Source organism: Rhizobium sophoriradicis, assembly GCF_003939025.1.
In the GTDB taxonomy this organism is placed as follows: Bacteria; Pseudomonadota; Alphaproteobacteria; order Rhizobiales; family Rhizobiaceae; genus Rhizobium; species Rhizobium sophoriradicis.
Map to the genome: position 1 here is coordinate 41,794 of NZ_RQIH01000011.1, position 21,960 is coordinate 63,753.

General features: G+C 62.1%; 18 protein-coding genes, 1 tRNA gene, 3 pseudogenes and 1 riboswitch. Of the genes and pseudogenes, 13 read left to right on the forward strand and 9 right to left on the reverse strand.

The annotated features are described in order from the left end of the window. Nucleotides 1–42: 42 nt before the first annotated feature. On the forward strand, nucleotides 43–756 hold the full coding sequence (gene phoU, locus EFR00_RS19160; protein WP_038686703.1) for a phosphate signaling complex protein PhoU: 714 nt from the start codon (nucleotides 43–45) through the stop codon (nucleotides 754–756). A 147-nt stretch (nucleotides 757–903) separates the two neighbouring features. Further along, nucleotides 904–1,587, forward strand: coding sequence for a phosphate regulon transcriptional regulator PhoB (gene phoB, locus EFR00_RS19165; RefSeq protein ID WP_004672768.1), 684 nt, complete (start codon nucleotides 904–906; stop codon nucleotides 1,585–1,587). Nucleotides 1,588–1,753: 166 nt separating this feature from the next. Here the strand turns inward: phoB and EFR00_RS19170 are convergent. Together EFR00_RS19170 and EFR00_RS19175 are read right to left on the reverse strand one after the other, a co-directional pair. Further along, nucleotides 1,754–2,037 (reverse strand): annotated as a pseudogene (locus tag EFR00_RS19170) (GIY-YIG nuclease family protein). Nucleotides 2,038–2,404: 367 nt separating this feature from the next. Beyond that, nucleotides 2,405–2,938, reverse strand: a complete 534-nt coding sequence (locus EFR00_RS19175; RefSeq protein WP_038686705.1) for a GcrA family cell cycle regulator — start codon at nucleotides 2,936–2,938, stop codon at nucleotides 2,405–2,407. A 425-nt stretch (nucleotides 2,939–3,363) separates the two neighbouring features. Between EFR00_RS19175 and EFR00_RS19180 the strand changes: the two genes are divergently transcribed. The 3 genes from EFR00_RS19180 (at nucleotide 3,364) to EFR00_RS19190 (ending at nucleotide 6,596) form a co-directional block, all read left to right on the forward strand. After that, nucleotides 3,364–4,563: an aspartate aminotransferase family protein gene (locus EFR00_RS19180; protein WP_077992666.1), complete on the forward strand. Its 1,200-nt coding sequence runs from the start codon at nucleotides 3,364–3,366 to the stop codon at nucleotides 4,561–4,563. Nucleotides 4,564–4,600: 37 nt separating this feature from the next. Next, entirely contained in the window at nucleotides 4,601–5,515 is a 915-nt protein-coding gene (argF, locus tag EFR00_RS19185; protein ID WP_039617741.1) for an ornithine carbamoyltransferase, read from the forward strand. 88 nt (nucleotides 5,516–5,603) lie between these two features. Beyond that, on the forward strand, nucleotides 5,604–6,596 hold the full coding sequence (locus EFR00_RS19190) for an Hsp33 family molecular chaperone (protein WP_077992664.1): 993 nt from the start codon (nucleotides 5,604–5,606) through the stop codon (nucleotides 6,594–6,596). Between the two features lie 206 nt (nucleotides 6,597–6,802). Here EFR00_RS19190 and apaG read toward each other — a convergent pair whose 3' ends face one another. Together apaG and EFR00_RS19205 are read right to left on the reverse strand one after the other, a co-directional pair. Continuing rightward, complete coding sequence (gene apaG / locus EFR00_RS19200) at nucleotides 6,803–7,195, reverse strand: Co2+/Mg2+ efflux protein ApaG (protein WP_009988717.1); 393 nt, start codon at nucleotides 7,193–7,195, stop codon at nucleotides 6,803–6,805. A gap of 215 nt (nucleotides 7,196–7,410) precedes the next feature. Beyond that, entirely contained in the window at nucleotides 7,411–8,595 is a 1,185-nt protein-coding gene (locus EFR00_RS19205; protein WP_077992663.1) for an O-succinylhomoserine sulfhydrylase, read from the reverse strand. A gap of 44 nt (nucleotides 8,596–8,639) precedes the next feature. After that, nucleotides 8,640–8,718, reverse strand: a riboswitch (SAM riboswitch). A gap of 72 nt (nucleotides 8,719–8,790) precedes the next feature. On the opposite strand from EFR00_RS19205, the gene EFR00_RS19210 reads away from it, so the two are divergent. After that, on the forward strand, nucleotides 8,791–9,885 hold the full coding sequence (locus EFR00_RS19210) for a 2'-deoxycytidine 5'-triphosphate deaminase (RefSeq protein ID WP_038686715.1): 1,095 nt from the start codon (nucleotides 8,791–8,793) through the stop codon (nucleotides 9,883–9,885). Nucleotides 9,886–9,943: 58 nt separating this feature from the next. Further along, a tRNA-Gly gene (locus EFR00_RS19215) sits at nucleotides 9,944–10,017 on the forward strand. 22 nt (nucleotides 10,018–10,039) lie between these two features. On the opposite strand, the gene EFR00_RS19220 is transcribed toward EFR00_RS19215, so the two are convergent. Next, the gene (locus EFR00_RS19220) at nucleotides 10,040–10,627 is read right to left on the reverse strand and encodes a TetR/AcrR family transcriptional regulator (RefSeq protein WP_039617748.1); all 588 of its coding nucleotides are present in this window, start codon (nucleotides 10,625–10,627) and stop codon (nucleotides 10,040–10,042) included. Between the two features lie 98 nt (nucleotides 10,628–10,725). Between EFR00_RS19220 and EFR00_RS19225 the strand changes: the two genes are divergently transcribed. The 3 genes and pseudogenes from EFR00_RS19225 to EFR00_RS19235 all read left to right on the forward strand — a co-directional run bounded on the left by EFR00_RS19225 (nucleotide 10,726) and on the right by EFR00_RS19235 (nucleotide 15,594). Beyond that, the gene (locus EFR00_RS19225) at nucleotides 10,726–11,844 is read left to right on the forward strand and encodes an efflux RND transporter periplasmic adaptor subunit (protein ID WP_077992661.1); all 1,119 of its coding nucleotides are present in this window, start codon (nucleotides 10,726–10,728) and stop codon (nucleotides 11,842–11,844) included. Next, nucleotides 11,841–14,938: pseudogene (locus EFR00_RS19230) on the forward strand (efflux RND transporter permease subunit). The gene EFR00_RS19225 and the pseudogene EFR00_RS19230 overlap by 4 nt, the downstream one beginning before the upstream one ends. Continuing rightward, entirely contained in the window at nucleotides 14,938–15,594 is a 657-nt protein-coding gene (locus EFR00_RS19235; RefSeq protein ID WP_077992660.1) for a TetR/AcrR family transcriptional regulator, read from the forward strand. The pseudogene EFR00_RS19230 and the gene EFR00_RS19235 overlap by 1 nt, the downstream one beginning before the upstream one ends. Before the next feature lie 33 nt (nucleotides 15,595–15,627). Here the strand turns inward: EFR00_RS19235 and EFR00_RS33080 are convergent, their stop codons facing one another. Next, nucleotides 15,628–15,912 carry a hypothetical protein gene (locus EFR00_RS33080; protein ID WP_167482298.1) on the reverse strand — a complete coding sequence of 95 codons (285 nt, stop codon included), beginning with the start codon at nucleotides 15,910–15,912 and terminating at the stop codon, nucleotides 15,628–15,630. Here EFR00_RS33080 and EFR00_RS19240 point away from each other — a divergent pair. Continuing rightward, nucleotides 15,887–16,709: pseudogene (locus tag EFR00_RS19240) on the forward strand (oxidoreductase). The gene EFR00_RS33080 and the pseudogene EFR00_RS19240 sit on opposite strands and share 26 nt — an antisense overlap. A 137-nt stretch (nucleotides 16,710–16,846) precedes the next feature. On the opposite strand, the gene EFR00_RS19245 reads toward EFR00_RS19240, so the two are convergent. Beyond that, nucleotides 16,847–17,125, reverse strand: a complete 279-nt coding sequence (locus tag EFR00_RS19245; protein ID WP_009994903.1) for a hypothetical protein — start codon at nucleotides 17,123–17,125, stop codon at nucleotides 16,847–16,849. A gap of 410 nt (nucleotides 17,126–17,535) precedes the next feature. Here EFR00_RS19245 and EFR00_RS19250 point away from each other — a divergent pair, with 410 nt between their 5' ends. Beyond that, nucleotides 17,536–17,916, forward strand: coding sequence for a VOC family protein (locus EFR00_RS19250; protein ID WP_009994901.1), 381 nt, complete (start codon nucleotides 17,536–17,538; stop codon nucleotides 17,914–17,916). Nucleotides 17,917–18,241: 325 nt separating this feature from the next. Here EFR00_RS19250 and EFR00_RS19255 read toward each other — a convergent pair whose 3' ends face one another. Next, nucleotides 18,242–20,245 (reverse strand): methyl-accepting chemotaxis protein, encoded by a 2,004-nt coding sequence (locus tag EFR00_RS19255; RefSeq protein WP_077992659.1) that lies wholly within the window; start codon nucleotides 20,243–20,245, stop codon nucleotides 18,242–18,244. A gap of 343 nt (nucleotides 20,246–20,588) precedes the next feature. On the opposite strand from EFR00_RS19255, the gene EFR00_RS19260 reads away from it, so the two are divergent. After that, a complete protein-coding gene (locus EFR00_RS19260) occupies nucleotides 20,589–21,455 on the forward strand; it encodes a transporter substrate-binding domain-containing protein (RefSeq protein ID WP_009996105.1) in 867 nt (288 codons plus the stop codon). A 10-nt stretch (nucleotides 21,456–21,465) separates the two neighbouring features. Here EFR00_RS19260 and EFR00_RS19265 read toward each other — a convergent pair whose 3' ends face one another. Beyond that, on the reverse strand, nucleotides 21,466–21,879 hold the full coding sequence (locus tag EFR00_RS19265; protein ID WP_009996104.1) for a tellurite resistance TerB family protein: 414 nt from the start codon (nucleotides 21,877–21,879) through the stop codon (nucleotides 21,466–21,468). Nucleotides 21,880–21,960 lie beyond the last annotated feature (81 nt).

The following is a 21,960-nucleotide window of genomic DNA, read 5'->3' on the forward strand; positions in this document are numbered from 1 at the left end:
GCGGCCATACGAAGCCTTACCGTTATTCGAGGACAAAGCCCCATGGCATCGACACATATTTATTCTGCCTATGATGATGATCTGAAGTTCCTGTCCAGGCGGATTTCCGAAATGGGCGGCCTGGCCGAGCAGATGGTCGCCGAATCCGTTCGGGCGCTGGTCAACGGCGATACTTCGCTGGCGCAGAAGGTCATCTCCGACGATGTGATCCTCGATCACGCCGAACGCGAAATCGGCGACAAGGCGATCGTCACCATCGCCCGTCGTCAGCCGATGGCCTCGGACCTGCGCGAAATCATGGGTTCGATCCGCATCGCCGCCGATCTTGAACGTGTCGGCGACCTCGGCAAGAACACGGCCAAGCGCGTCATCGCCGTGCAGAGCACCGGCGTTCCGCGCAAGCTCGCCCGCGGCCTCGAACACCTGTCCGAGCTGGCGCTCGTCCAGCTCAAGGAAGTGCTCGACGTCTATACGACGCGCGCGGCCGACAAGGCGACCGCCATCCGCGAACGCGACAACGAGATCGACGCGATGTACACCTCGCTGTTCCGCGAACTCCTGACCTATATGATGGAAGATCCGCGCAACATCACGAGCTGCACGCATCTTCTCTTCTGCGCCAAGAACATCGAGCGCATCGGCGATCACGCCACCAATATCGCTGAAACGATCTACTATATGGCGACCGGCGCTCAGCCGGAAGGCGACCGTCCGAAGGACGACAGCGCCAACACCGTCGGTGCCGCTACGGAATAATAGTGCCGGGCCAGTCCCCGGACCAGTCACTTGCGTGCGCGCCCGTCCGGGCGCGCAAAGAGGTCGCAGCCAATTTCTGATTTTGCGCGGGATCCCTTGCTTAAATCACCCCCGGTTTAAGGATCGTGCGCGAGGAGACGGACACGCATGATCCCGAGAGTAGCAGTTGTTGAAGACGAAGAGGCCCTCAGCGTGCTTCTCCGTTATAATCTCGAAGCGGAAGGCTTCGAAGTCGATACCATCCTGCGCGGCGACGAGGCCGAAATCAGGCTTCAGGAGCGAACGCCCGATCTTCTCATCCTCGACTGGATGCTGCCCGGCGTCTCCGGTATCGAACTCTGCCGGCGCCTGCGCATGCGGCCGGAAACCGAACGGCTGCCGATCATCATGCTGACGGCGCGCGGCGAGGAGAGCGAGCGCGTCCGCGGGCTGTCCACCGGCGCCGACGATTACGTCGTCAAGCCGTTCTCGACCCCCGAGCTCGTCGCCCGCGTCAAGGCGATGCTGCGCCGCGCCCGCCCGGAGGTGCTGTCCTCGGTGCTGAAATGCGGCGATATCGAGCTCGACCGCGAAACCCACCGCGTCCATCGCAAGAGCCGCGAAGTCCGCCTCGGCCCGACCGAATTCCGCCTGTTGGAATTCCTGATGTCGTCGCCGGGCCGCGTCTTCTCCCGCTCGCAACTGCTCGACGGCGTCTGGGGCCACGATATCTATGTCGACGAACGCACCGTCGACGTCCATGTCGGCCGCCTGCGCAAGGCCTTGAACTTCTCCAACATGCAGGACGTCATCCGCACCGTCCGCGGCGCCGGCTATTCGATGGAAGCTTGAGGGTTCAGGAAAAATCCGGGAGCGGTTTGGGTCGGTTTACTGAGCCGGTTCCGGCGGCTCATAGGACCGGTTTCGGACGCCGCGGTATTCCTGCCGTCCCGCCCCCCAACCTCCGTCGTCCTCGGGCTTGACCCGAGGACCCATGGCCGCAAGCACTGCGTTCGTGTTACAACAGCGTCAGATAGAGATCGTCCCACCCGGGATTCATGACCTCGACCAGATCGATCTTCCATTGCCGGTACCACCGTTTCAATGACTTCTCGCGCTGGACGGCACTGCCGATATCCCAATGTTCTCGTACCAGACGAGCCGGGTGCAGCCATATTTCCAGGCAAGCCCGGCGTCAGTCCCTCGCGATGCTCATAGATGCGGCGTTCCAGATCGGACGTCACGCCGATATAAAGCGTTCCATTCTTCTGTTTGGTGAACGATGTAGACATAGCCCGCCATTCCGGCAGAGTGCTTGGTTGTGGATACTCGGGTCAAGCCCGAGTATGACGGAGAGTGGGGGCACGGTGGGCAAGAGGCGAGGCGTCGGGAGGAAATCCAGCAAAATGCGCGGGCGGTTTTGATTGGGAATTACGCAAACAAATCACCAAGCACTTACGGTCCTTGCCACACAGGCTCCTCCCACCCTCCGTCGTCCTCGGGCTTGATCCGAGGACCCATAATCGCAAGCACCGCGTTCGCATCACCACAGCGTAAGATCGGGGCGTCCCACTTCGAGCAAATCTAGCAAAAACCCGAAAGCGTTTGCCCCAACACACAAAAAAACGGGCCTTGCAGCCCGTTTTTGCATCTCAACAATGTCGCCCGCTCAGCTGACCCGCGCTGCCGCCCGGCGGCGCTCGTTGACCGGCTGATAGGCAAGCTTCTGGTGATAGCTGCAATAGGGTGAATTGTCCGGGGATTCGCAGCCGCAGAAGTGGAAGTCGTCCTTCAGCGGATCGCCGACCGGCCATTTGCAGGTGCGCTCGGTCAGTTCTGTCAGGCCGAGGCGGCGGGAAATCGGCACGACCACATTGCCCTTCGGAACATATTCCATTTCCTCGATCGTTTCGATCTCGATCTCTTCCTTCAGCATCGTTGCGCCCTGCTGGCGGGTCACGGTGCGGGTGGTGATCCGGGAGGCGTAGTTCGGCGCGCGCGGCGCAGATGTCTGGCGCTTCGGCGTGCGCGCTGCGGTCGCCGTGCCGCCGGCCTTGGCGCGGCCGGGAAGGCTCAGCCGGTGCACCTTGCCGATAACGGCGTTTCGGCTCACGCCGCCAAGTTGTGCCGCGATCTGACTGGCGCTCAGCCCTTCGGACCACAGCTTCTTGAGTTTCTCGACCCGCTCGTCTGTCCAGTTCATGCCCTGTCTCCACCTTTTGCGTTGGTGATGGCAGAATCCCTCACCGTTGTCCCGGAAGCCTCCGAAACAAGAAACGCTTGATCAATTTTGGTGACTAGTTCCGCCGCATGCAGTCTAGTAATTGAACTTTAACCTAGTGTGAGGCTGACTCCGTGACAAGAGTCGTGGGAATCCGGATGAATCGAATTCGTAGTTTTCCCCAACTTGCTGCCCCTGCGTGTCATTTCTGCAATAATGCCTGTTGAAGGCTGAAAATGCCGCTGTACAAGCTTGCTGCATCCGCTAAGGGCGCAGTTTTGTTGACATTGCAGCGCGAAAAGGAAATAGTACCGATCGCCGCCGAAAGGCGGCATTTTTGATTTTTCGGGCCCGGTTTTCTTAGCCGGAGTCCGGAGCCTGACAACGCTGACCGGGAGACCCGCGCCATGGCTGAAGCCGCGCCGCTTTATGACACCTATTCTCGTGCCCCACTGCGGTTCGAGCGAGGCGAGGGCGTATGGCTGATCACCGAAAGCGGCGAGCGTTATCTCGATTTCGGTGCAGGCGTCGCCGTCACCTCGGTCGGCCACGGCAATCCGCATGTGGTCGCCGCCTTGAAGGAGCAGGCCGACAAGGTCTGGCACCTCTCCAACATCTATGAGATCCCCGGCCAGGAGCGCCTGGCCAAACGGCTGACGGACGCCACCTTTGCCGACAAGGTGTTCTTCACCAATTCCGGTGCCGAGGCGCTCGAATGCGCGATCAAGACGGCTCGCCGCTATCAGTTTTCCAAGGGGCATCCCGAGCGGTTCCATATCATCACCTTCGAAGGCGCCTTCCATGGGCGCACGCTTGCGACGATCGCCGCCGGCGGCCAGGAGAAATATCTCGAAGGCTTCGGCCCCAAGACGCCGGGTTTCGATCAGGTGCCGTTCGGCGACATCGAAGCGGTACGTGCCGCGATCACCGATGCGACGGCGGCAATCCTCATAGAGCCGGTGCAGGGCGAGGGCGGCGTGCGCCCCGCCACGGCTGAGTTCATGAAGGCGCTGCGCCGGATCTGCGACGAGAAAGGCCTGCTGCTGATCCTTGACGAGGTCCAGACCGGGGTTGGCCGCACCGGCAAGCTCTTCGCCCATGAGTGGTCGGGCATCACACCCGACATCATGGCTGTCGCCAAGGGCATCGGCGGCGGTTTCCCGCTCGGCGCCTGCCTTGCCACTGCTGAGGCCGCCTCCGGCATGAAGGCCGGCACCCATGGTTCGACCTATGGCGGCAATCCGCTGGCCATGGCCGTCGGCGGCGCCGTGCTCGACGTCATCCTCGCCGACGGCTTCCTGGAACATGTGCGCGACGTCGCCTTGGTCTTCCGTCAGGGGCTGGCCTCGCTGAAGGACCGTTATCCCGATGTGATCGAGGATATCAGGGGCGAGGGCCTGCTGCTCGGCGTCAAGGCGGCCGTCCCCTCGGCCGAGCTGCTGCAGGCGATCCGCGCCGCGCATCTGCTCGGCGTGCCGGCCGGCGACAATGTCATCCGCCTTCTTCCGCCGCTCGTCGTCACCGCCGAGGAAGCCCGCGAGGGTCTCGCCCGCCTCGAGCGCGCCGCCGAGAGCATCCGCGCCTCTAAGGTCAAGAAGACGGCTTGAAGGGATTGCCGCCTCCGGGCGCACGACAGGTAAGAACATGGCTCCTAAACACTTCCTCGATCTTTCGGCCGTCACCTCAGCCGACCTCAGAACCATCATGAACGATGCGCTTTCCCGCAAGCAGGCCTTCAAGGCAGGCCAGGGTGACAAGCCGCTCGCCGGCAAGATGCTGGCGATGATATTCGAGAAGCCGTCGACGCGCACCCGCGTCTCCTTCGACGTCGGCATGCGCCAGCTCGGCGGCGAAACGCTGTTTTTGTCAGGCACCGAAATGCAGCTCGGCCGCGCCGAGACCATCGGCGACACCGCCAAGGTGCTGTCGCGTTATGTCGATGCGATCATGATCCGCACCACCGAGCACTCGCGCCTGCTGGAGCTTGCCGAGCATGCGACCGTGCCCGTGATCAACGCGCTGACGGACGATACCCATCCCTGCCAGATCATGGCCGACATCATGACCTTCGAGGAGCATCGTGGCCCGATCAAGGGCAAGACCATCGCCTGGACAGGCGACGGCAACAATGTGCTGCATTCGCTGGTGGAGGGGGCCGCGCGTTTCGGCTATCGCATGAACATGGCCGTACCCCTTGGTTCGGAGCCCAAGGATCACTATCTGAACTGGGCCCGCAATGAGGGCGCCGAAATCATGCTCTGCCATGATGCCGACCGTGCGGTCGAAGGCGTCGATTGCGTGGTGACCGATACCTGGGTCTCCATGAATCAGGAACATCGGGCCCGGGGTCACAACGTCTTTCAGCCTTATCAGGTCAATGCGGCCTTGATGGCCAAGGCCGGCAGCGATGCATTGTTCATGCATTGCCTGCCCGCCCATCGCGGCGAAGAAGTGACGGATGAGGTGATCGACGGCCCGCAATCCGTGGTCTTCGATGAAGCGGAAAACCGTCTTCATGCGCAGAAGTCGATTCTTGCTTGGTGCCTGGGCGCGATCTGAACCATAATCGGACGCCGCGTGTGAAAACGCGCGGCCGCGCGAGCGAAGGGCACCCTTGCTCTTCGCTTGAAAACTAGGAGTGAAAGCCATGGCAGAAGCTGCAGCCGCCCTCGGCCAGTTCGATTTCGCCGGCGATGACCATGTCGTCCCTTTCCAGGTGGAGGGTCTGGATGTGCGCGGCCGCGCCGTCCAGCTCGGCCCGATGCTCGATGCGATCCTCGAGCGCCATCATTATCCCGCCCCCGTCGCTCGGCTGCTTGCCGAAGTCGTCGTGCTGACGGTGCTGCTCGGCACCTCGCTGAAATTCGACGGCAAGTTCACCGTGCAGACCAAGGGCGATGGCCCGGTCGATCTTCTCGTCGCCGATTTCTCGACGCCGGAAAATGTGCGTGCCTATGCCCGTTTCGATCAAGCGCTGCTCAACAAGGCGGTTGAAGCGGGCGAGACCGAGCCGGAACAGCTGCTCGGCAAGGGGGTGCTCGCCTTCACCATCGACCAGGGCAAGTTCGCGCAGCCCTACCAGGGCATTGTCGCGCTCGATGGCACCTCGCTCGAGGAAATCGCCGGTGTCTATTTCCGTCAGTCGGAGCAGATCCCGACGCGCGTGCGCCTGGCTGCTGCAGAGCTCTTCGACCGTGACGATGCCGGCAAGCCGCGCCATCGCTGGCGGGCCGGCGGCCTCGTCGCCCAGTTCCTGCCGGAGGCGCCCGAGCGCATGCGCCACCCGGATCTCCACGGCGGCGACGGCGATAATGGCGACCGCCCGCATGGCGAGGACGACGCCTGGGTCGAAGCCCGTTCGCTGGTCGAGACCATCGATGCCGACGAGTTGACCGACCCACTTGTCGGCACCGAGCGGCTCTTGTTCCGGCTGTTCCACGAGCGCGGCGTGCGCGTCTACGAACCGCGCGCCGTCTTCGACCGCTGCAGCTGTTCGCGCGACAAGATCAAGGGCGTGCTGAAGGGCTTTTCGGCCGAGGAGATCGAGGAGAGCCAGGAAAACGGCGAGATCGCCGTGACCTGCGAATTCTGCTCGACCACCTACCGTTTCGAGCCGGCCGAACTTCAGCCGGCCGAATAGGCTCGGTTGGCGCCTCGATAGCTGCCCCTCACCCTAACCCTCTCCCCGTTCTGACGGGTAGAGGGGACGTGCCCTGTGAGACGTTGGCGAGGGACGGGGAGGTCGCGGCCTCTTCCCTTCTCCCCGCAGGCGGGGAGAAGGTGCCGGCAGGCGGATGAGGGGCCGATGTCGGCATCAACTGAGCGCTGGATTTCCGGATTGCGCGCTCAATTGAGCACGCGCAGCAGCCCCGGTGAATCCAGCGAGAAGGCGGGGATGTCGACGTCGAACAGCTCGCCTTCGTCGGTTTCCATCTGATAATGGCCGAACATCAGCCCGGAGGGCGTGTCGAGCGGGCAGCCGGAGGAATATTCGTAGGTGTCGCCGGGGCTGAGCCGCGGCTGTTCGCCGACGACGCCGGGGCCGGTCACCTCGTCCACCTGGCCGTTCTGGTCGGTGATGTTCCAGTAGCGGTTGATGAGGCGAACGGCGACGCCGGAATTGTTGCTGATGACAATCCGGTAACCCCAGACGTAGCGATCGTCTTCCGGATCGGATTGCTCCTCCAGATAGAATGGTTCGACGACGACTTCGATATCTCTTGTGAGGGCGCGATACATGCCTTGCACCTTAGTCAAGATATGTTACCCGTATCTTATAAGAAGGCCCTGTCCGTCAAGAAACGGAACGTTGATCGGCGATGAAACAGCCGTGATCGCATGGTTTTCGATCGTTAAGCCTAATTGTCAGTATTAATTTTACTTGGTCAGCGCCGGCGCACCGATCCCGCGGCCGGGACGGCCGAACCCGGAGGCTCGGCCGCCAATGCTGTCGATCAGGCCGAAACCTTGGCAAGCGCCTTGGCGAAATCCTCGATCAGGTCGTCCGTATCCTCGATGCCGGCCGAAAGACGAACGGTGCCCGGCGAGATGCCGAGTTCGGCGCGCGCCTCTTCCGTCAGGTTCTTGTGGGTCGTCGTCGCCGGATGGGTGATCAGGCTTTTGCTGTCGCCGAGATTATTGGAGATCTTGATGATATCGAGCGCATTCTGCAGCGCGAAGGCCGCCTCCTTGCCGCCCTTCAGCTCGAAGGCGACAAGCGTCGAGCCGCCCTTCATCTGCTTGGCGATGATGTCGGCCTGCGGATGGTCCTTGCGGCCGGGATAGATCACCTTGGCGACCTTGTTCTGCTCGGCCAGGAAATCGGCGATCTTCGCGGCATTCTGCGTCTGCTGTTTGACGCGCAGCGGCAGCGTCTCGATGCCCTTCAGAAGCGTCCAGGCGTTGAACGGCGACATGGCCGGGCCGGTATGGCGGAAATAGTCGTGCAGGTTCTCGTCGATCCAGGCCTTGTCGGCCAGCACGACGCCGCCGAGGCAGCGGCCCTGGCCGTCGATATGTTTGGTGGCGGAATAGACGACGATATGGGCGCCGAGTTCCAGCGGCTTCTGGAAGAGCGGCGTGGCAAAGACGTTGTCGACCACGACCTTGGCGCCGACCTGGTTGGCGAGTTTTGCCACGCCGGCAATATCGACGACCTCGAGCGTCGGGTTGGTCGGGCTTTCCAGGAAGAACACCTTGGTGTTCGGCCGGATTGCCTCTTCCCAGTTCTTGAGGTCGCGGCCATCGACCAGCGTGCATTCGATGCCGTATTTCGGCGCCAAGGTTTCTACGACCCAGCGGCAGGAGCCGAAGAGGGCGCGCGCGGCAACGATATGGTCGCCCGCCTTGACCTGGCAGAGGATCGCCGCGCTGACGGCCGCCATGCCGGAGGCGGTGGCGCGGGCATCTTCGGCGCCTTCGAGCATGCACATGCGCTTTTCGAACATGTCGTTCGTGGGGCTGCCGTAGCGGGCGTAGATATATCCGTCCGTCTCGCCCTTGAAGCGGGCCTCGGCGGCCTCCGACGTCTCGTAGACGAAGCCCTGCGTGAGATAGATTGCCTCGGACGTTTCGCCATATTGCGAACGCAGCGTGCCGCCATGGACGAGTTGGGTTGCGGGGCGCCAGGTCTTGCTCATGCCATCACCTTCACATAACAAAAAAACCGGCCGCAAAAGCAGACCGGTTTCATAACCCGGTCTTTTTAGCCACTTGTTTAACGTGGCTGCAAGCCGACCGGCCAAATCACCACGGGATAATTCTGCAATACTGCTGTTAGCTGCTTGCGTCAATTCCCCGTATTTGGTTTTGTCGGCGCAAAAGATGGATGGGGCATGATGGCTCGCGATACTGGAATTCTGGCGGACCGCGCGATCGCAGCGCTGTTTGAAACGGGGCGTCTTAACTCCGAGCGGGAGCTGGACCGCGATCAGATCCAGCCGGCAAGCCTCGACCTGCGCTTGGGGTCCAAGGCCTTTCGCGTTCGCGCCTCCTTCATGCCGGGGCCTTCGCATCTGGTGTCGGACAAGCTCGATCGCCTCAGTCTGCACGTGATCGACCTGTCTCAAGGCGCGGTGCTCGAAACCGGCTGCGTCTACATCGTGCCGCTGATGGAGAGCTTGGCGCTGCCGGCCGACATGTCGGCCTCGGCCAATCCGAAGAGCTCGACCGGCCGTCTCGATATCTTCACCCGCGTCATCACCGATTACGCCCAGGAGTTCGACAAGATCCCGGCGGGCTATTCCGGCCCGCTCTATCTCGAAATCAGCCCGCGCACCTTCCCGATCGTCGTGCGCCGTGGCTCGCGTCTGTCGCAGATCCGCTTCCGCGTCGGCCAGTCCCTGCTCGGCGAGCCGGAACTGTTGAAACTGCATGAAAGCGAGACGCTTGTCGCCAGCAAGCAGCCGAACGTATCGGGCGGCGGCATCGCGCTTTCGATTGATCTCAGCGGCGACAAGGACGGCCTGATCGGCTATCGCGGCAAGCACCACACCGCCGTCGTCGATGTCGACGAGAAGGATCAGCACGACATCTTCGATTTCTGGGAGCCGCTCTATAGCCGCGGCCGCAACGAGCTGATCCTCGATCCCGATGAATTCTATATCCTCGTCTCGCGCGAGGCCGTGCATGTGCCACCGGATTATGCCGCCGAGATGACCCCGTTCGATCCGCTGGTCGGCGAATTCCGCGTCCACTACGCCGGCTTCTTCGATCCGGGCTTCGGCCATGCGCCGGCGGGCGGCCGCGGCAGCCGCGCCGTGCTCGAAGTGCGCAGCCACGAAGTGCCGTTCATCCTCGAAGACGGCCAGATCGTCGGCCGCCTGATCTACGAACACATGCAGGAAAAACCGGCAAGCCTCTACGGCTCCGGCCTCGGCTCCAACTACCAGGCCCAGGGCCTCAAACTCTCGAAACACTTCCGCATCTGACGGGCTGCGCTCAGCCGACTTGACAGCGGCCCCCATCTGTTGGAAATCTCAACCCATCGCGGGTGTAGCTCAATGGTAGAGCAGCAGCTTCCCAAGCTGAATACGAGGGTTCGATTCCCTTCACCCGCTCCAGCTCCTCATCACAACCGAAATCTCATTCTTCGTCCGTGTCGCCCGCGATGCGCTTGACCGCATCGGCGGCGGCATCCAGCAGTCGCTCCGACATGGCCTGATCGGTCATGATGCGAGAGATGGTTACGGCGCCCACCATCAGGGACAGCACGACCATGGCTTTGTCATAAGGTTTCGCGCGATCCGATGCCGGGATCAATTCGTCGAGAACCTGAAGGTGAGCTTCGATGCCGTTCTGAAATGGAGCCCGCACCTCCTCGCTCTGACGCGCCGCGTCGGAACCGAGCGCGGCCAGGGGGCAACCATCGCCCTTCTCTTCCTGGTGCCCGGTTGAGAGATACATGCCGACAACCGCGCCGAAGGGATCGGCGCTTCCGGCGGCAACCCTCGACCACCGGCGAATTGCACTCTCCATCGCTCGCCCGGATGCCAGCGCTGCGAGATCGTCTTTCGATTGGAACTGCTTGTAAAATCCGCCTTGGGTGAGGCCGGCACCTTTCATCAGATCTTTCAGCCCGATGCCGTCGAAACCATGCTCCCGGAAGAGCCGGCTTGCGACGTTGATCACTGTTTCGCGGTTGGCCTCGGCCTGGGCACGACTGACTCTCATTTCGATCTCCAATTAGATTTCGTTTGACATCTATACTCCTTTTAGAGTTAGGTCGCAATCTAAATGATCCGCTGGGCCGGTCAATAAGGGTTAATGAGATGAATCGCAAAATTTTACTCGCCGCTTTCGGTCTTGTGGCTGCTGCCGGCGCCACCGCTTTCGTGCTTTTCGAGGAGCCCTCCACGGCCAGTGCAAAAGCCGCCGATCCCCGCACGGCACCGCCCTTCGTCAAGCTGGTGGAGGCAAAAAACCCGGAGGCCACCGAACGCACCTTCACCGGCACCATCGCCGCCCGGGTGCAGAGCAATCTCGGCTTTCGTGTGCCCGGCAAGATCATGCAGCGTTATGTGGACGTTGGCGTGCAGGTCAAGGCTGGCCAGCCGCTGATGCGCATCGACGAGACCGATCTGCGTCTCGCATTGACGGCGAAACGAAACGCGGTCGCCGCAGCCCAAGCAGTGCTGGTCCAGGCGCAAGCCGACGAGCGGCGCTATGCCGCCTTGGTGAAAAACGGATTGGCGGCGACGCCGCAGCGCTATGAACAGGCAAAGGCAGCCCTCGACACCGCGACCGCGCAGCTTGCCGCGGCAGAAGCGGACGCGAAGGTCGCGGAGAACGAGACTGCCTATTCCATCCTCGTTGCCGATACCGATGGGACGGTTGTCGAAACGCTCGGCGAGCCGGGGCAGGTGGTGACGGCAGGCCAAACCGTGGTTCGGCTCGCACAGGCCGGTCCGCGTGAAGCGCTGGTCTGGCTTCCTGAATTCCTGCGGCCTGAGATCGGTCAGACAGCCGATGCCAGCATCTACGGAAATGAAGGCCGGCGGGACAAGGCGCGGCTGCGGCAGATCTCCGACGCCGCCGACCCTCAAACCCGCACCTATGAAGCCCGCTGGGTTCTGGATGGTGCGGCAGCGTCGGCCCCGCTGGGCGCGACGGTGACGATCAGGATCTCCAACAGCAGCGGCCAATCGCAGGCCGCGGTGCCTGTCGGCGCGGTTTTGGACGACGGCAGCCGAACCGGCGTGTGGGTCTTCGATGAGAAATCTTCGACCGTCCACTTCAGGCAGGTGAACATAGAACAGATAGGCGAGGAGGTCGCGGTGGTTTCCAGCGTCAAAGCAGGCGAGCCGGTCGTCGCTCTCGGCGCCCATCTGCTGCAGGACGGCGCCAGCGTGCGCACCAAGGTAGAACAGGCAGAGGCGGCAAAACAATGAACTTCAATCTCTCCGCGCTCGCCGTCCGCGAACGGGCCGTTACGCTGTTCTTCATCATTCTGCTGGCCGCCGCCGGCGCCTATGCCTTCGTCAAGCTTGGGCGCGCGGAGGACCCCTCATTCACCATCAAAACCTTGACCGTGACGACCGTGTGGCCGGGTGCCACGGCGCGCGAGATGCAGGATCTGGTCGCCGAGCCGCTGGAGAAGCGCCTCCAGGAACTCACCTGGTACGATCGTGTCGAGACGACAACCCGGCCGGGATACGCCTTTCTGACTGTGACGCTGAAGGACAGTACGCCGTCCACGGCGGTCGAAGAGGAATTCTATCAGGCCCGAAAGAAGCTTGGCGACGAGGCCCGCAATCTGCCCCAGGGCGTCTTCGGTCCTTTCGTCAACGACGAGTATTCCGATGTCAGCTTCGGGCTTTATGCGCTGAAGGCCAAGGGCATGCCGATGCGCGAGCTTGTGCGCCAGGCCGAGGTGATCCGCCAGGATCTTCTGCATGTGCCTGGCGTCAAGAAGATCAACATCCTCGGCGAGCGGCCCGAACAGATCTTTGTCGAATTTTCCTATGCCAAGCTGGCGACCCTCGGCATTTCTGCGCAAGACGTCGCGGCCGCTTTGCAACGGCGAAACACCGTGACGCCGGCGGGGTCGATCGACACCCGCGGCCCGCAGGTCTTCATTCGCTTCGATGGCGCCTATGACAGCATTCAGGCGATCGCAGACACGCCGATCGTCGCGGCCGGACGCACGTTGAAACTTTCGGATTTTGCCGAAGTGCGGCGCGGCTATGAGGATCCGGCCACCTATCTCATCCGCCATGACGGCGAGCCCGCCATCATGCTCGGCGCGGTGATGCAGCAGGGCTGGAACGGTCTTGAACTCGGCAAGGCGCTGGAGGAAAGATCCGCCGCGATCGCCAAGACCCTGCCGCTCGGCATGACGCTCGCAAAGGTCAGCGACCAGGCCGTCAATATCCAGGAAGCGGTCGGCGAGTTCATGCTGAAATTCGCCATGGCGCTCGGCGTCGTCTTGTTCGTCAGCCTCGTCAGCCTTGGTTGGCGGGTCGGGATCGTCGTGGCTCTGGCCGTTCCGCTCACCCTTGCCGTCGTCTTCCTCATCATGCTGGAGACCGGCCGGTTCTTCGATCGCATCACCCTTGGTGCGCTGATCCTGGCGCTCGGCCTTTTGGTCGACGACGCCATCATCGCCATCGAGGTTATGGTGGTGAAGATGGAAGAGGGGATGGATCGCATCAAGGCGGCGGCTTACGCCTGGAGCCATACGGCGGCCCCGATGCTGTCGGGCACGCTCGTGACGATCATCGGATTGATGCCGGTCGGCTTTGCCCGGTCAACCGCCGGCGAATATGCCGGCAATATCTTCTGGGTCGTCGGCTTTGCGCTGATCGTATCCTGGGTCGTCGCGGTGATCTTCACGCCTTATCTCGGCGTCAAGATGCTGCCGGCGATCAAGCCGGTTGAAGGCGGCCATCACGCCATCTACGACACGCCGAATTACCGGCGCCTGCGGCGGGTGATCGAGTTTACCGTGCGCCACAAGTTCGTCACTTGTGCGGTGGTCGCCATCGCCATGGGGATCTCCGTCGTCGGAATGGGAGCGGTGAAACAGCAGTTCTTCCCGACGTCGGATCGTCCGGAGGTTTTGGTTGAAGTCCGCATGCCTGAAGGGACCAGTATCGAGACGACGGCCGCCACGGTCGGGAAGCTCGAAGACTGGCTGCAGCAGCAGCCGGAGGCAAAGACAGTCACGAGCTATACCGGTCAGGGCGCTCCCCGTTTCTTCTTTGCCATGGCGCCTGAGCTGCCGGACCCGTCCTTCGCCAAGATCGTCGTGCTGACCCCTGACGCTCACACACGCGAGGCTTTGAAGCTTCGCCTGCGAGCGGCCATCTCGGATGGGCTCGCTCCCGAAGCCTATGTCCGCGTTACCCAGCTCGTCTTCGGTCCCTATACGCCGTTTCCGGTCGAATTCCGCATCATGGGTCCTGATACAGACCAATTGTACCGGATCTCCGAAAAGGCCCTTGAAATCATGAAGAGCGTGCCAGATGTGCGTCAGGCAAACCGCGATTGGGGCAACCGCACACCGTTCCCGACCAGGAACGGCTGGGCCTGATCGGCCTTTCGCCGGCGGAGGCCGCCCAGCAGATGCAACTGCTGCTGAGCGGGATCCCGATTACCGAGGTTCGCGAGAATATCCGCAACGTGCCTGTCATTGCGCGCAGTGCCGGCGACAACCGGCTTGATCCCTCGCGATTGGCGGACTTCTCGCTGATGAGCCGGGATGGTCGCCAGGTCCCGCTCGATCAGATCGGTCATTCCGAAATACGGTTTGAAGAACCGATCCTGAAACGTCGCGACCGCACGCCTGTTGTCACGATCCGTTCCGATATCGACGAGGCGACCCAGCCCCCCGAGGTGTCCCAGCAGGTCATGAAGGCGCTTCAGCCGCTGATCGCCACGCTTCCTGTGGGCTATCGTATCGAGATGGGCGGGAACATTGAGGAGTCGCTCAAGGCCAACGCCGCCCTCGTCAAAATCTTCCCGGCGATGATTGCCGCCATGTTGATCGTTATCGTGCTGCAGGTCCGCAGCCTGTCGACGATGACCATGGTCATGCTGACGGGGCCGCTCGGTCTTGCCGGGGCGGTTCCGGTCCTGCTGCTCTTCAATCAGCCCTTCGGCTTCAACGCCATTCTCGGATTGATCGGATTGGCTGGAATCCTGATGCGCAATACCCTGATCCTGACGGAACAGATCAAGGAGAACAAGGCAGCCGGTCTCGACGATTATCACGCCGTCATCGAGGCGACGGTGCAGCGGACGCGTCCCGTTATTCTGACGGCCCTTGCGGCCGTCCTTGCCTTCATTCCTCTCACCCACTCGGTGTTCTGGGGGTCGATGGCCTACACGCTGATCGGTGGAACGGCGGTCGGCACGGTGATGATCCTGCTCTTCCTTCCGGCTCTCTACGCCACATGGTTCCGCATCAAACCGACGAAAAAAGAAAGTCACGAAACATCACCGAAGGAGGTGGAGTTGCCGACGGCGATGGCCGCCGAGTGATGTTCTCCGGCGGCGGCGATGATTTTTGCGAAGCCGGAAGGGACCTTGAGGCGCGGACGCGAATTCTCGAGGTGGCGGAAAGGTATTTTCGGCGGATCGGCTATCATAAGACGTCGGTCGCCGACATCGCCGCGGAGCTCGGAATGAGCCGTGCGAATGTTTATCGCTTCTTTCCCTCGAGGACGGCGATCAACAGTTCCGTCTGCGGACTGGTGGTCAAGGAGGTTGCGGAAATCGCTCTCGCGATTGCGCGAACGGATCAGCCGGCGAGCAAAAAGCTGGTTGATCTTTTGACCGCCATTCACCGGCACAGCACGAGAATATTGGTGGAGGACAGACCAATGCACGAGCTGCTTGTCGCCGCCATGGATGGAAGTTGGGCAACCTTCAACGCACATAATGAGCAGATCCTGGCAATCCTCAAAGCGCTTGTCCGCGAGGGTGTGCAAACCGGCGAGTTCAAGGTCGAAGACGCCGACGAAGCCGCGCGCGGCATCATCACCGCCTTCCTGCCGTTCTTCCATCCGGTTCTGGTCGAGCAGCGCGTTCAGGAGGGAGAGGCCACCGCAGTCAGCCTCCATGCGCAAATCCGCTTCATCATGAAGGCGCTCGGCGCGTCGGACCGCGACAAATCCCCGAAAGCGATAACCGCCTAATTCAGCGCTGCGACCTTTTTCTCTCCGACAAAGCTAGGGGCGGTCTGACAGCACGGATGGACGCAGCGCCATGCCCTCCACGCGGTTGAAGGCGCGATCATCGAAAAAAACGCCGTGATGCAAAAAGCGCTTGATTTTATATTTCGAATGACATCTAAAACAAGAATAGATGTCGATCGAAATCTTACGCGCTTGCCAGGTTCTGAGAAGCTGTCCTTGGCAACAAGGCTGAAAGGTTCCGACCCTTCTATGAAGCACGTAATCACCATTCGCGCCGAACCGAGGAGCATGCATGTCCAAAAATAGAGTTGTCGTCATCACCGGAGCATCCTCAGGGATCGGCGAAGCGTCAGCCCCGCCTACTTGCGCAAAACGGCTTCCAGGTCTTTGGAGGCGTCCGTAACCCGCAGCGCGCCAATGCCATTCCCGGTGTGCGCTATGGGACTGTCGATGTGACCGATGACGCCTCGGTCGCCAATTTTGTTGAATGGGTTTTGTCCGAAGCGGGCAAGATCGACATCCTGATCAACAATGCCGGCGTTTCGCTGGTCGGGCCTGTCGAAAACACGTCGCCCTCCGAAGCTCAAGCGGTATTCGATACCAACGTTTTCGGGCCTTTGCGCATGATCCGCGCTGCTTTGCCCTCCATGCGCGCCGCCCGGAGCGGGCTCATCATCAATATCAGTTCGGTCCTGGGCTTCCTGCCCGCACCGTTCATGGGAATATATGCCAGCAGCAAGCATGCGCTCGAAGGACTGTCGGAGTCGCTGGACCATGAGATTCGCGAGTTCAACGTGCGCGTGGTGCTGCTTGAACCGACCTTCACGAACACCAAGCTCGACGTAAACGCGGCACAAACCGCAGCACCCCTGGGTGCTTACGCAACACAGGCCGATGCGACCATCAAGGCGGTACAGGCCCAGATCAAAACCGCGCCGTCTGCGCTTGCAGTCGCAGAGAAAATCCTGGCCGCAATCAACGGTCCATACCGAATGCGCCAACCGGCCGGCGGCCAAGCAACGCTGCTCAGCCGGCTACGCAGGTTCATGCCGGCAAGCGCAGTCGACAGCAGCCTGCGAAAGACATTCGGCTTCGGCAAACGAAGCGCCTCCTGAATTTCGCTTGAGCTTTCAGACGTCGTCGATTTCAACGGTATCATCAGGGTTCCCGCGGGGTCGCCGACGTCATCTATCTCTTGAACCAAGGCCGCAATTGAGCGCTCGACCTCCGGCAAGGCCATCCCACCTCAGACCTAATCTCCAAAGAACCGGATCGGCTTGTATCGCCGATGCGCGATGATCAGGCTTCTGTCGGGCTGGATGATGTAGGTTTCTTCCACCTGCCGGCCGTACTGGTCGATGAAATCATGCGGAAAGGCCGAACCAGCAGGCGATTTGGTGAGCTTGCTGCGCGGTTGACCATTGTAGGTGATGCTTCCGGGGATGGGTTCGAGGCCCGGTCCGTTGTAGCTGACGGCGCTGCATCCCGCGAGAACGAGTGTGCCGACGAGGCCAATGATTGCAGGTTTCATATCCATCCCTCCGTGAATGACATTACTCTACGCCTTGGCGAAGAGCGCGCACCACACAAATGCCCATGCCGCTCTTCAATCCTTCGCGAAGCGTCGCCGGGGACGCCGGATCGAGCGGTCGGCTGCTAGCTATTGAGATTAGGGCGAAAATCTCGCTCCACCAGGCGTGTGGCAACGCATCTATTGCCGAAACCGAAGCCGCCTGCTAGATCGGCTTCGTCGAAAAAGGCAGGATCGGTTGAGGTAAGCCCGGTCCCTTCCGTCGGAGCGTCAAAGCGCTCTGACGAAGCTCTGCTCCGTGCCCCAGGGCTCGAGAACCCGCGACGTGATCCGCATGCACATGCGGGATCCCGGCGGCGTGCGGAGATGACAAACGGCAGTCCCGGGATTTTTTTGAACGGAGGCTGTCAATGCGCCTGAATCATCTCGATTTTCACGTACCCGATATCGCCGAGACGGCGGATTTCTTCATCCGCCATTTCGGCCTGAAGCTGAAGGATATGCGCGGCAACAACGGCCTGGCGATCCTGGAGGATGACGCCGGCCTCGAGATCGTCTTGAGCCACGCCATCGCCAAGTTCGGCACCGCCGACCAGGTCGAACTGCAGCGCCAGACCTATCATATCGGCTTCATCCTGCCCGAAAGGACTGACGTCGATGCCGTCCATGCCGGGCTTGCTGCCGCCGGCGCTATCCTCTCCGGCCCGCCGGCCGCCATGCGCGGCGGCTGGCTCTTTTATTGCACGGCACCGGGCAATATCCTCGTCGAGGTTGGTTGGCGGCCGGGTTAGAGTGAGCGGGAGTCCGGTAAACGCGGGGCCGAGGAATAGCCGCAACCTCGCGATTCCCTCTTCTCCCCGGCGGGGAGAAGGTGCCCGTAGGGCGGATGAGGGGGCCGGCGAAGCCGGTCTTTGTACAGGGCGCTGCGGTCGGCGTGGTTGGATAGACCTTTACGAGAGGGAAGTCCGGGTAGCCCCCTCATCCGCCTGCCGGCACCTTCTCCCCGAGGGGAGAAGAGACTTGTGGCTGCCCCTCAGTTCCTCGAGCACCGCTCGCAAGCAAGTCCTCCTCGAGGGTGAGGGGCAAATCATAGGGCGCGAACCGCACAGCCGTGCTTCAGAACTCCGTCCAGTCCGCCTCCTGGCTTTTCGGCGTGCTGCCGCCGCCGAAGGCGTTGGCGAGGGTCTGGCCGAGGGCACGGGCCGGCGAGGCGGTCGGGCGGGCGGTGCCTTCCCGGGCGACGCGGATCGCGGCAGCCTTGGCCACCGGGCGCGCGGGCGCACGCGGGGCTGCGGCGGGCCGGGCCGAGGTGATCGGGGCGGCGGCGGCGAAGCTGCCGGTGCCGGTCAGCCGGAACTGCCCGAGCAGAGTGTTGAGCGCCGTCGCCTCCGTGGCGAGGCTGTGGCTGGCGGCGGTCGACTGCTCGACCATCGCCGCATTCTGCTGCGTGCCCTGGTCCATGGTGTTGACGGCGGTGTTGATCTCCTGCAGCCCGATCGACTGTTCGCGCGAGGCTTCGGCAATCGCATTGACGTGCTGGTTGATTTCCTGCACTTCGGTGACGATCACACCGAGCGCCTTGCCGGTTTCGCCGACCAGCGACACACCGGTCTGCACATGCGTGCCGGAATTGGTGATCAGGTCCTTGATTTCCTTGGCCGCCTTGGCGGAGCGCTGCGCCAGTTCGCGCACCTCCTGCGCCACCACCGCAAAGCCCTTGCCGGCCTCACCGGCACGCGCCGCCTCGACACCGGCATTGAGCGCCAGCAGATTGGTCTGGAAGGCGATGTCGTCGATGACGCCGATGATGTTGCCGATCGCGACCGAGGACTGTTCGATCTGCTGCATCGCGGAGACTGCCTTGCGGACGACCTCGCCGGATTTTTCGGCGCCGAGGCGCGTGCGGGTGACGAGCTGGCTTGCCTCCTCGGCGCGTCTGGCGGCGTCGCGCACCGTCGTGGTGATTTCTTCCAGTGCCGCTGCGGTTTGTTCGACCGAGGCCGACTGCTGTTCCGTCCGCCGGGAAAGCTCGTCTGCGGAAGACCGGATCTCGTTGGCGCCGGCGCCGATTGCCCGCGCATTGGCGCCGACCGCCTGCAGCGTCTCGTTGAGCTTCTCGACCGAGTGGTTGAAATCCTGGCGCAGCGCGTCGAGATGGGCGACGAAAGGCTCGTCGATATGCGAGGCGAGATCGCCGGCGGCAAGGCGGCGCAGGCCGTCGCCGAGGGCCGTGACGGCGCGTTCGAGTTCGGATGCCTCGCGCGTCTTCTGCGCCTCGCGTTCGCGGCGCTCGCCGTCGCTGACGCTGCGCTCGGCCTCGGCGCGGGCCTCGATCTGGCGGCGCTCGATGGCGTTGTTGCGGAAGATCGAAACGGCCTTGGCCATCTGGCCGATTTCATCGCCGCGGTCGAGGCCGCCGATCTCGCTGTCGGTGTCGCCCTCTGCAAGGCGCGCCATGCGCAGCCGCAGCTGCGCCATCGGGCCAGCAATGCCCGACTGTGCGACAGCGACGCTGATGCCGATCGCGGCGAGAACGGCAATGCCGATCAGGAGAAGACAGAAGGTGATCCGGCCATTAACGGAAGCCGAGAGCGCGTCGCCGCCGTCGTTGAGCAGCGCCATCATCGCATCATTATTGGCGATCATCTTCGGCGTCAGTGCATCGAGCTTGGCATTGATCAGCGCAACATTGGCAAGCGCGCCGGCGCTATCCTTGGCTTTGCTCTGTTCGATGATCTTGTTCGCCAGCGCTTCGATGTCATCGATGCCTGCCTGCAGCTCGTCGATCGCCGCCTTGCGGCTCGGCACCAGCGCCAGTGCCTGTTTCAGCCGGTCGCGCGCCTGCGGCAGCTTGCTCGGCGTGGCGAGCGCCGTCTCGAAAGCCGGCGTATCGGGCTTCATCGCGGCCAGCATGGAGACCTGCAGCACCGAGGCCACCACCGAGGCGCTGGCGCGTGCGCTCTGCGTCGAGGCCAGCGCCTCATGATCGATGAAGGCGCTGTAAGCGGCGTCCGCACGGCGAAAATCGGCGATGATATAGATCAGCCCGGCCATGGTGATCAGCCCCATGAGCGCCACGACCGACATGATTTTCGTGCGGATTTTCAGATGCTTCAGCATGGAAATGTTACCCGGTTGGCCGGGCGTGCCGCACCGGCGCTTTGAAATCAATTGTTACAAACAGAGCGCTGACGCCTGCATCATGCGATCGGCCGGCGGGTCCGATAACGTCGCCACGAATAAGGGGCACTATTCTTTAATTCCGCCCTAACGTCGGTATGGAGAATGCCCGTAATTTTGAGGAACGAGCTTTACGCCGCAACCCCAGAGAGCCTGATCCTGAGGTGACCCGTAGCGGCCTCTAATGGGAAGGCGGTCGTTCCGGCGTCGGATACACGTATATTCCCCACCGGGCGTGACTCTGTTACATCACTCCAACCCCGCAACCCGAGACTGGATCACGATGACCGAATCCAAGCTGGCATCCCTGACGCTGAAGGGGTTTTTTGCGTTCGGGCTATTGCTCGTCTCAAGCCTTGCCGCCCCCGCCCAGCAGGCAGCGCCCTCGCTGCCGCTGCTCTTTGATGCGCGCGAGCGTCTTGCCAGACCCGATCTATCCTCGCTGGTTCGCCTGCGCTTTTTAACCTCGGTCGATTTCCCCCCCTTCAATTTCACCGATCAGAACGGCAAGCTTTCCGGTTTCAACGTCGATCTCGCCCGCGAAATCTGCAGCGAGCTGGAAATATCCGACAAGTGCCAGATCCAGGCGATTCCTTTCGCCGACCTCAAGGATGCGCTTGCCGCCTCGCAGGGCGATGCCGTCATCGCCGGCCTTGCAGTGACCCCGGAGCTGCGCCGGCAGTTCGTCTTCTCCCGGCCCTATCTGATGCTGCCGGCGCGTTTCGTGCGCAAGCTTTCGGTACCGGTTGAGGGCAAGACGGCGGCCGCTCTTGCCGGGCGCCCGGTCGGTGTCGTCAAGGGGACGGTGCACGAGGCGATGCTCGCTGCCTTTTTCCCGGCGCTGAAGGCCCAGACCTTCGACACCAAGGACGCCCTGCTTGCCGCCCTCAAGGACGGCAAGGTCGATGCCGCCTTCGCTGATGCGCTGCAGCTTTCCTTCTGGGTCTCTTCGCCGGCCTCGGACAAATGCTGCGCGCTGTTTGATGGCCCCTATCTCTCCGAGCATTTCCTCGGCGAGGGCATGACGATCATGCTGCGGCAGAAGGACAGCGTGCTGACTTCGGCCATCGATCATGCGCTTGCCGCGCTGTCGCGCAACGGCCGCCTTCAGGAAATCTATTTGCGCTATTTTCCCTACGGCCTCTATTGAACCCAGTGACTTAGCCCTTGCGGAAGCGGGCAATCGCGCTCCGCTCGATCGCCGCGCAGGTGAGCTTGTCGAGGCCGAGCCGGTCGCGCAGCAGGCTGAGCAGCCGCAGTTCCTCCGCCTTGACCGAGAGATCGGCGGAGGCCACTTCGACAGCGAGCGCATAGGCTGTGTCGTAGAGTTTTGTCGGGAGCGTGTCGCGGACCGTTTCGAGAACGACGTCGAGGCCCTCAGGCCCGGCAAGCAGCGAGGCGCAGTCGCGCGCTATCGGTATCAGCCTGTCGTCATCGAAATCCTTGAAAACCGGCAGGAATCCGATCAACTGGCCCATCCTCGTCATCTCACGGTCGTTCATCGTGCTGTCGACGGCGGACGCCATCACCATCACGTAGATCAGTGCGTCATGGGCGGAAAGCGGCTTGTTCATCGGTGATTCCTTTTTCAAATCAGCCGAGATTAGGAATTGGCGATGGCCATTACAAGGGACTGGCGGCATCTCGCGTCCTGC

Excerpts from the sequence above, each read along its gene's own strand:
- phoU (WP_038686703.1), top strand. The coding sequence starts at position 43 with ATGGCATCGACACATATTTATTCTGCCTATGATGATGATCTGAAGTTC.
- phoB (WP_004672768.1), top strand. The coding sequence starts at position 904 with ATGATCCCGAGAGTAGCAGTTGTTGAAGACGAAGAGGCCCTCAGCGTG.
- EFR00_RS19175 (WP_038686705.1), bottom strand. The coding sequence starts at position 2,938 with ATGAACTGGACAGACGAGCGGGTCGAGAAACTCAAGAAGCTGTGGTCC.
- EFR00_RS19180 (WP_077992666.1), top strand. The coding sequence starts at position 3,364 with ATGGCTGAAGCCGCGCCGCTTTATGACACCTATTCTCGTGCCCCACTG.
- argF (WP_039617741.1), top strand. The coding sequence starts at position 4,601 with ATGGCTCCTAAACACTTCCTCGATCTTTCGGCCGTCACCTCAGCCGAC.
- EFR00_RS19190 (WP_077992664.1), top strand. The coding sequence starts at position 5,604 with ATGGCAGAAGCTGCAGCCGCCCTCGGCCAGTTCGATTTCGCCGGCGAT.
- apaG (WP_009988717.1), bottom strand. The coding sequence starts at position 7,195 with ATGTATCGCGCCCTCACAAGAGATATCGAAGTCGTCGTCGAACCATTC.
- EFR00_RS19205 (WP_077992663.1), bottom strand. The coding sequence starts at position 8,595 with ATGAGCAAGACCTGGCGCCCCGCAACCCAACTCGTCCATGGCGGCACG.
- EFR00_RS19210 (WP_038686715.1), top strand. The coding sequence starts at position 8,791 with ATGATGGCTCGCGATACTGGAATTCTGGCGGACCGCGCGATCGCAGCG.
- EFR00_RS19220 (WP_039617748.1), bottom strand. The coding sequence starts at position 10,627 with ATGAGAGTCAGTCGTGCCCAGGCCGAGGCCAACCGCGAAACAGTGATC.
- EFR00_RS19225 (WP_077992661.1), top strand. The coding sequence starts at position 10,726 with ATGAATCGCAAAATTTTACTCGCCGCTTTCGGTCTTGTGGCTGCTGCC.
- EFR00_RS19235 (WP_077992660.1), top strand. The coding sequence starts at position 14,938 with ATGTTCTCCGGCGGCGGCGATGATTTTTGCGAAGCCGGAAGGGACCTT.
- EFR00_RS33080 (WP_167482298.1), bottom strand. The coding sequence starts at position 15,912 with ATGACGACAACTCTATTTTTGGACATGCATGCTCCTCGGTTCGGCGCG.
- EFR00_RS19245 (WP_009994903.1), bottom strand. The coding sequence starts at position 17,125 with ATGAAACCTGCAATCATTGGCCTCGTCGGCACACTCGTTCTCGCGGGA.
- EFR00_RS19250 (WP_009994901.1), top strand. The coding sequence starts at position 17,536 with ATGCGCCTGAATCATCTCGATTTTCACGTACCCGATATCGCCGAGACG.
- EFR00_RS19255 (WP_077992659.1), bottom strand. The coding sequence starts at position 20,245 with ATGCTGAAGCATCTGAAAATCCGCACGAAAATCATGTCGGTCGTGGCG.
- EFR00_RS19260 (WP_009996105.1), top strand. The coding sequence starts at position 20,589 with ATGACCGAATCCAAGCTGGCATCCCTGACGCTGAAGGGGTTTTTTGCG.
- EFR00_RS19265 (WP_009996104.1), bottom strand. The coding sequence starts at position 21,879 with ATGAACAAGCCGCTTTCCGCCCATGACGCACTGATCTACGTGATGGTG.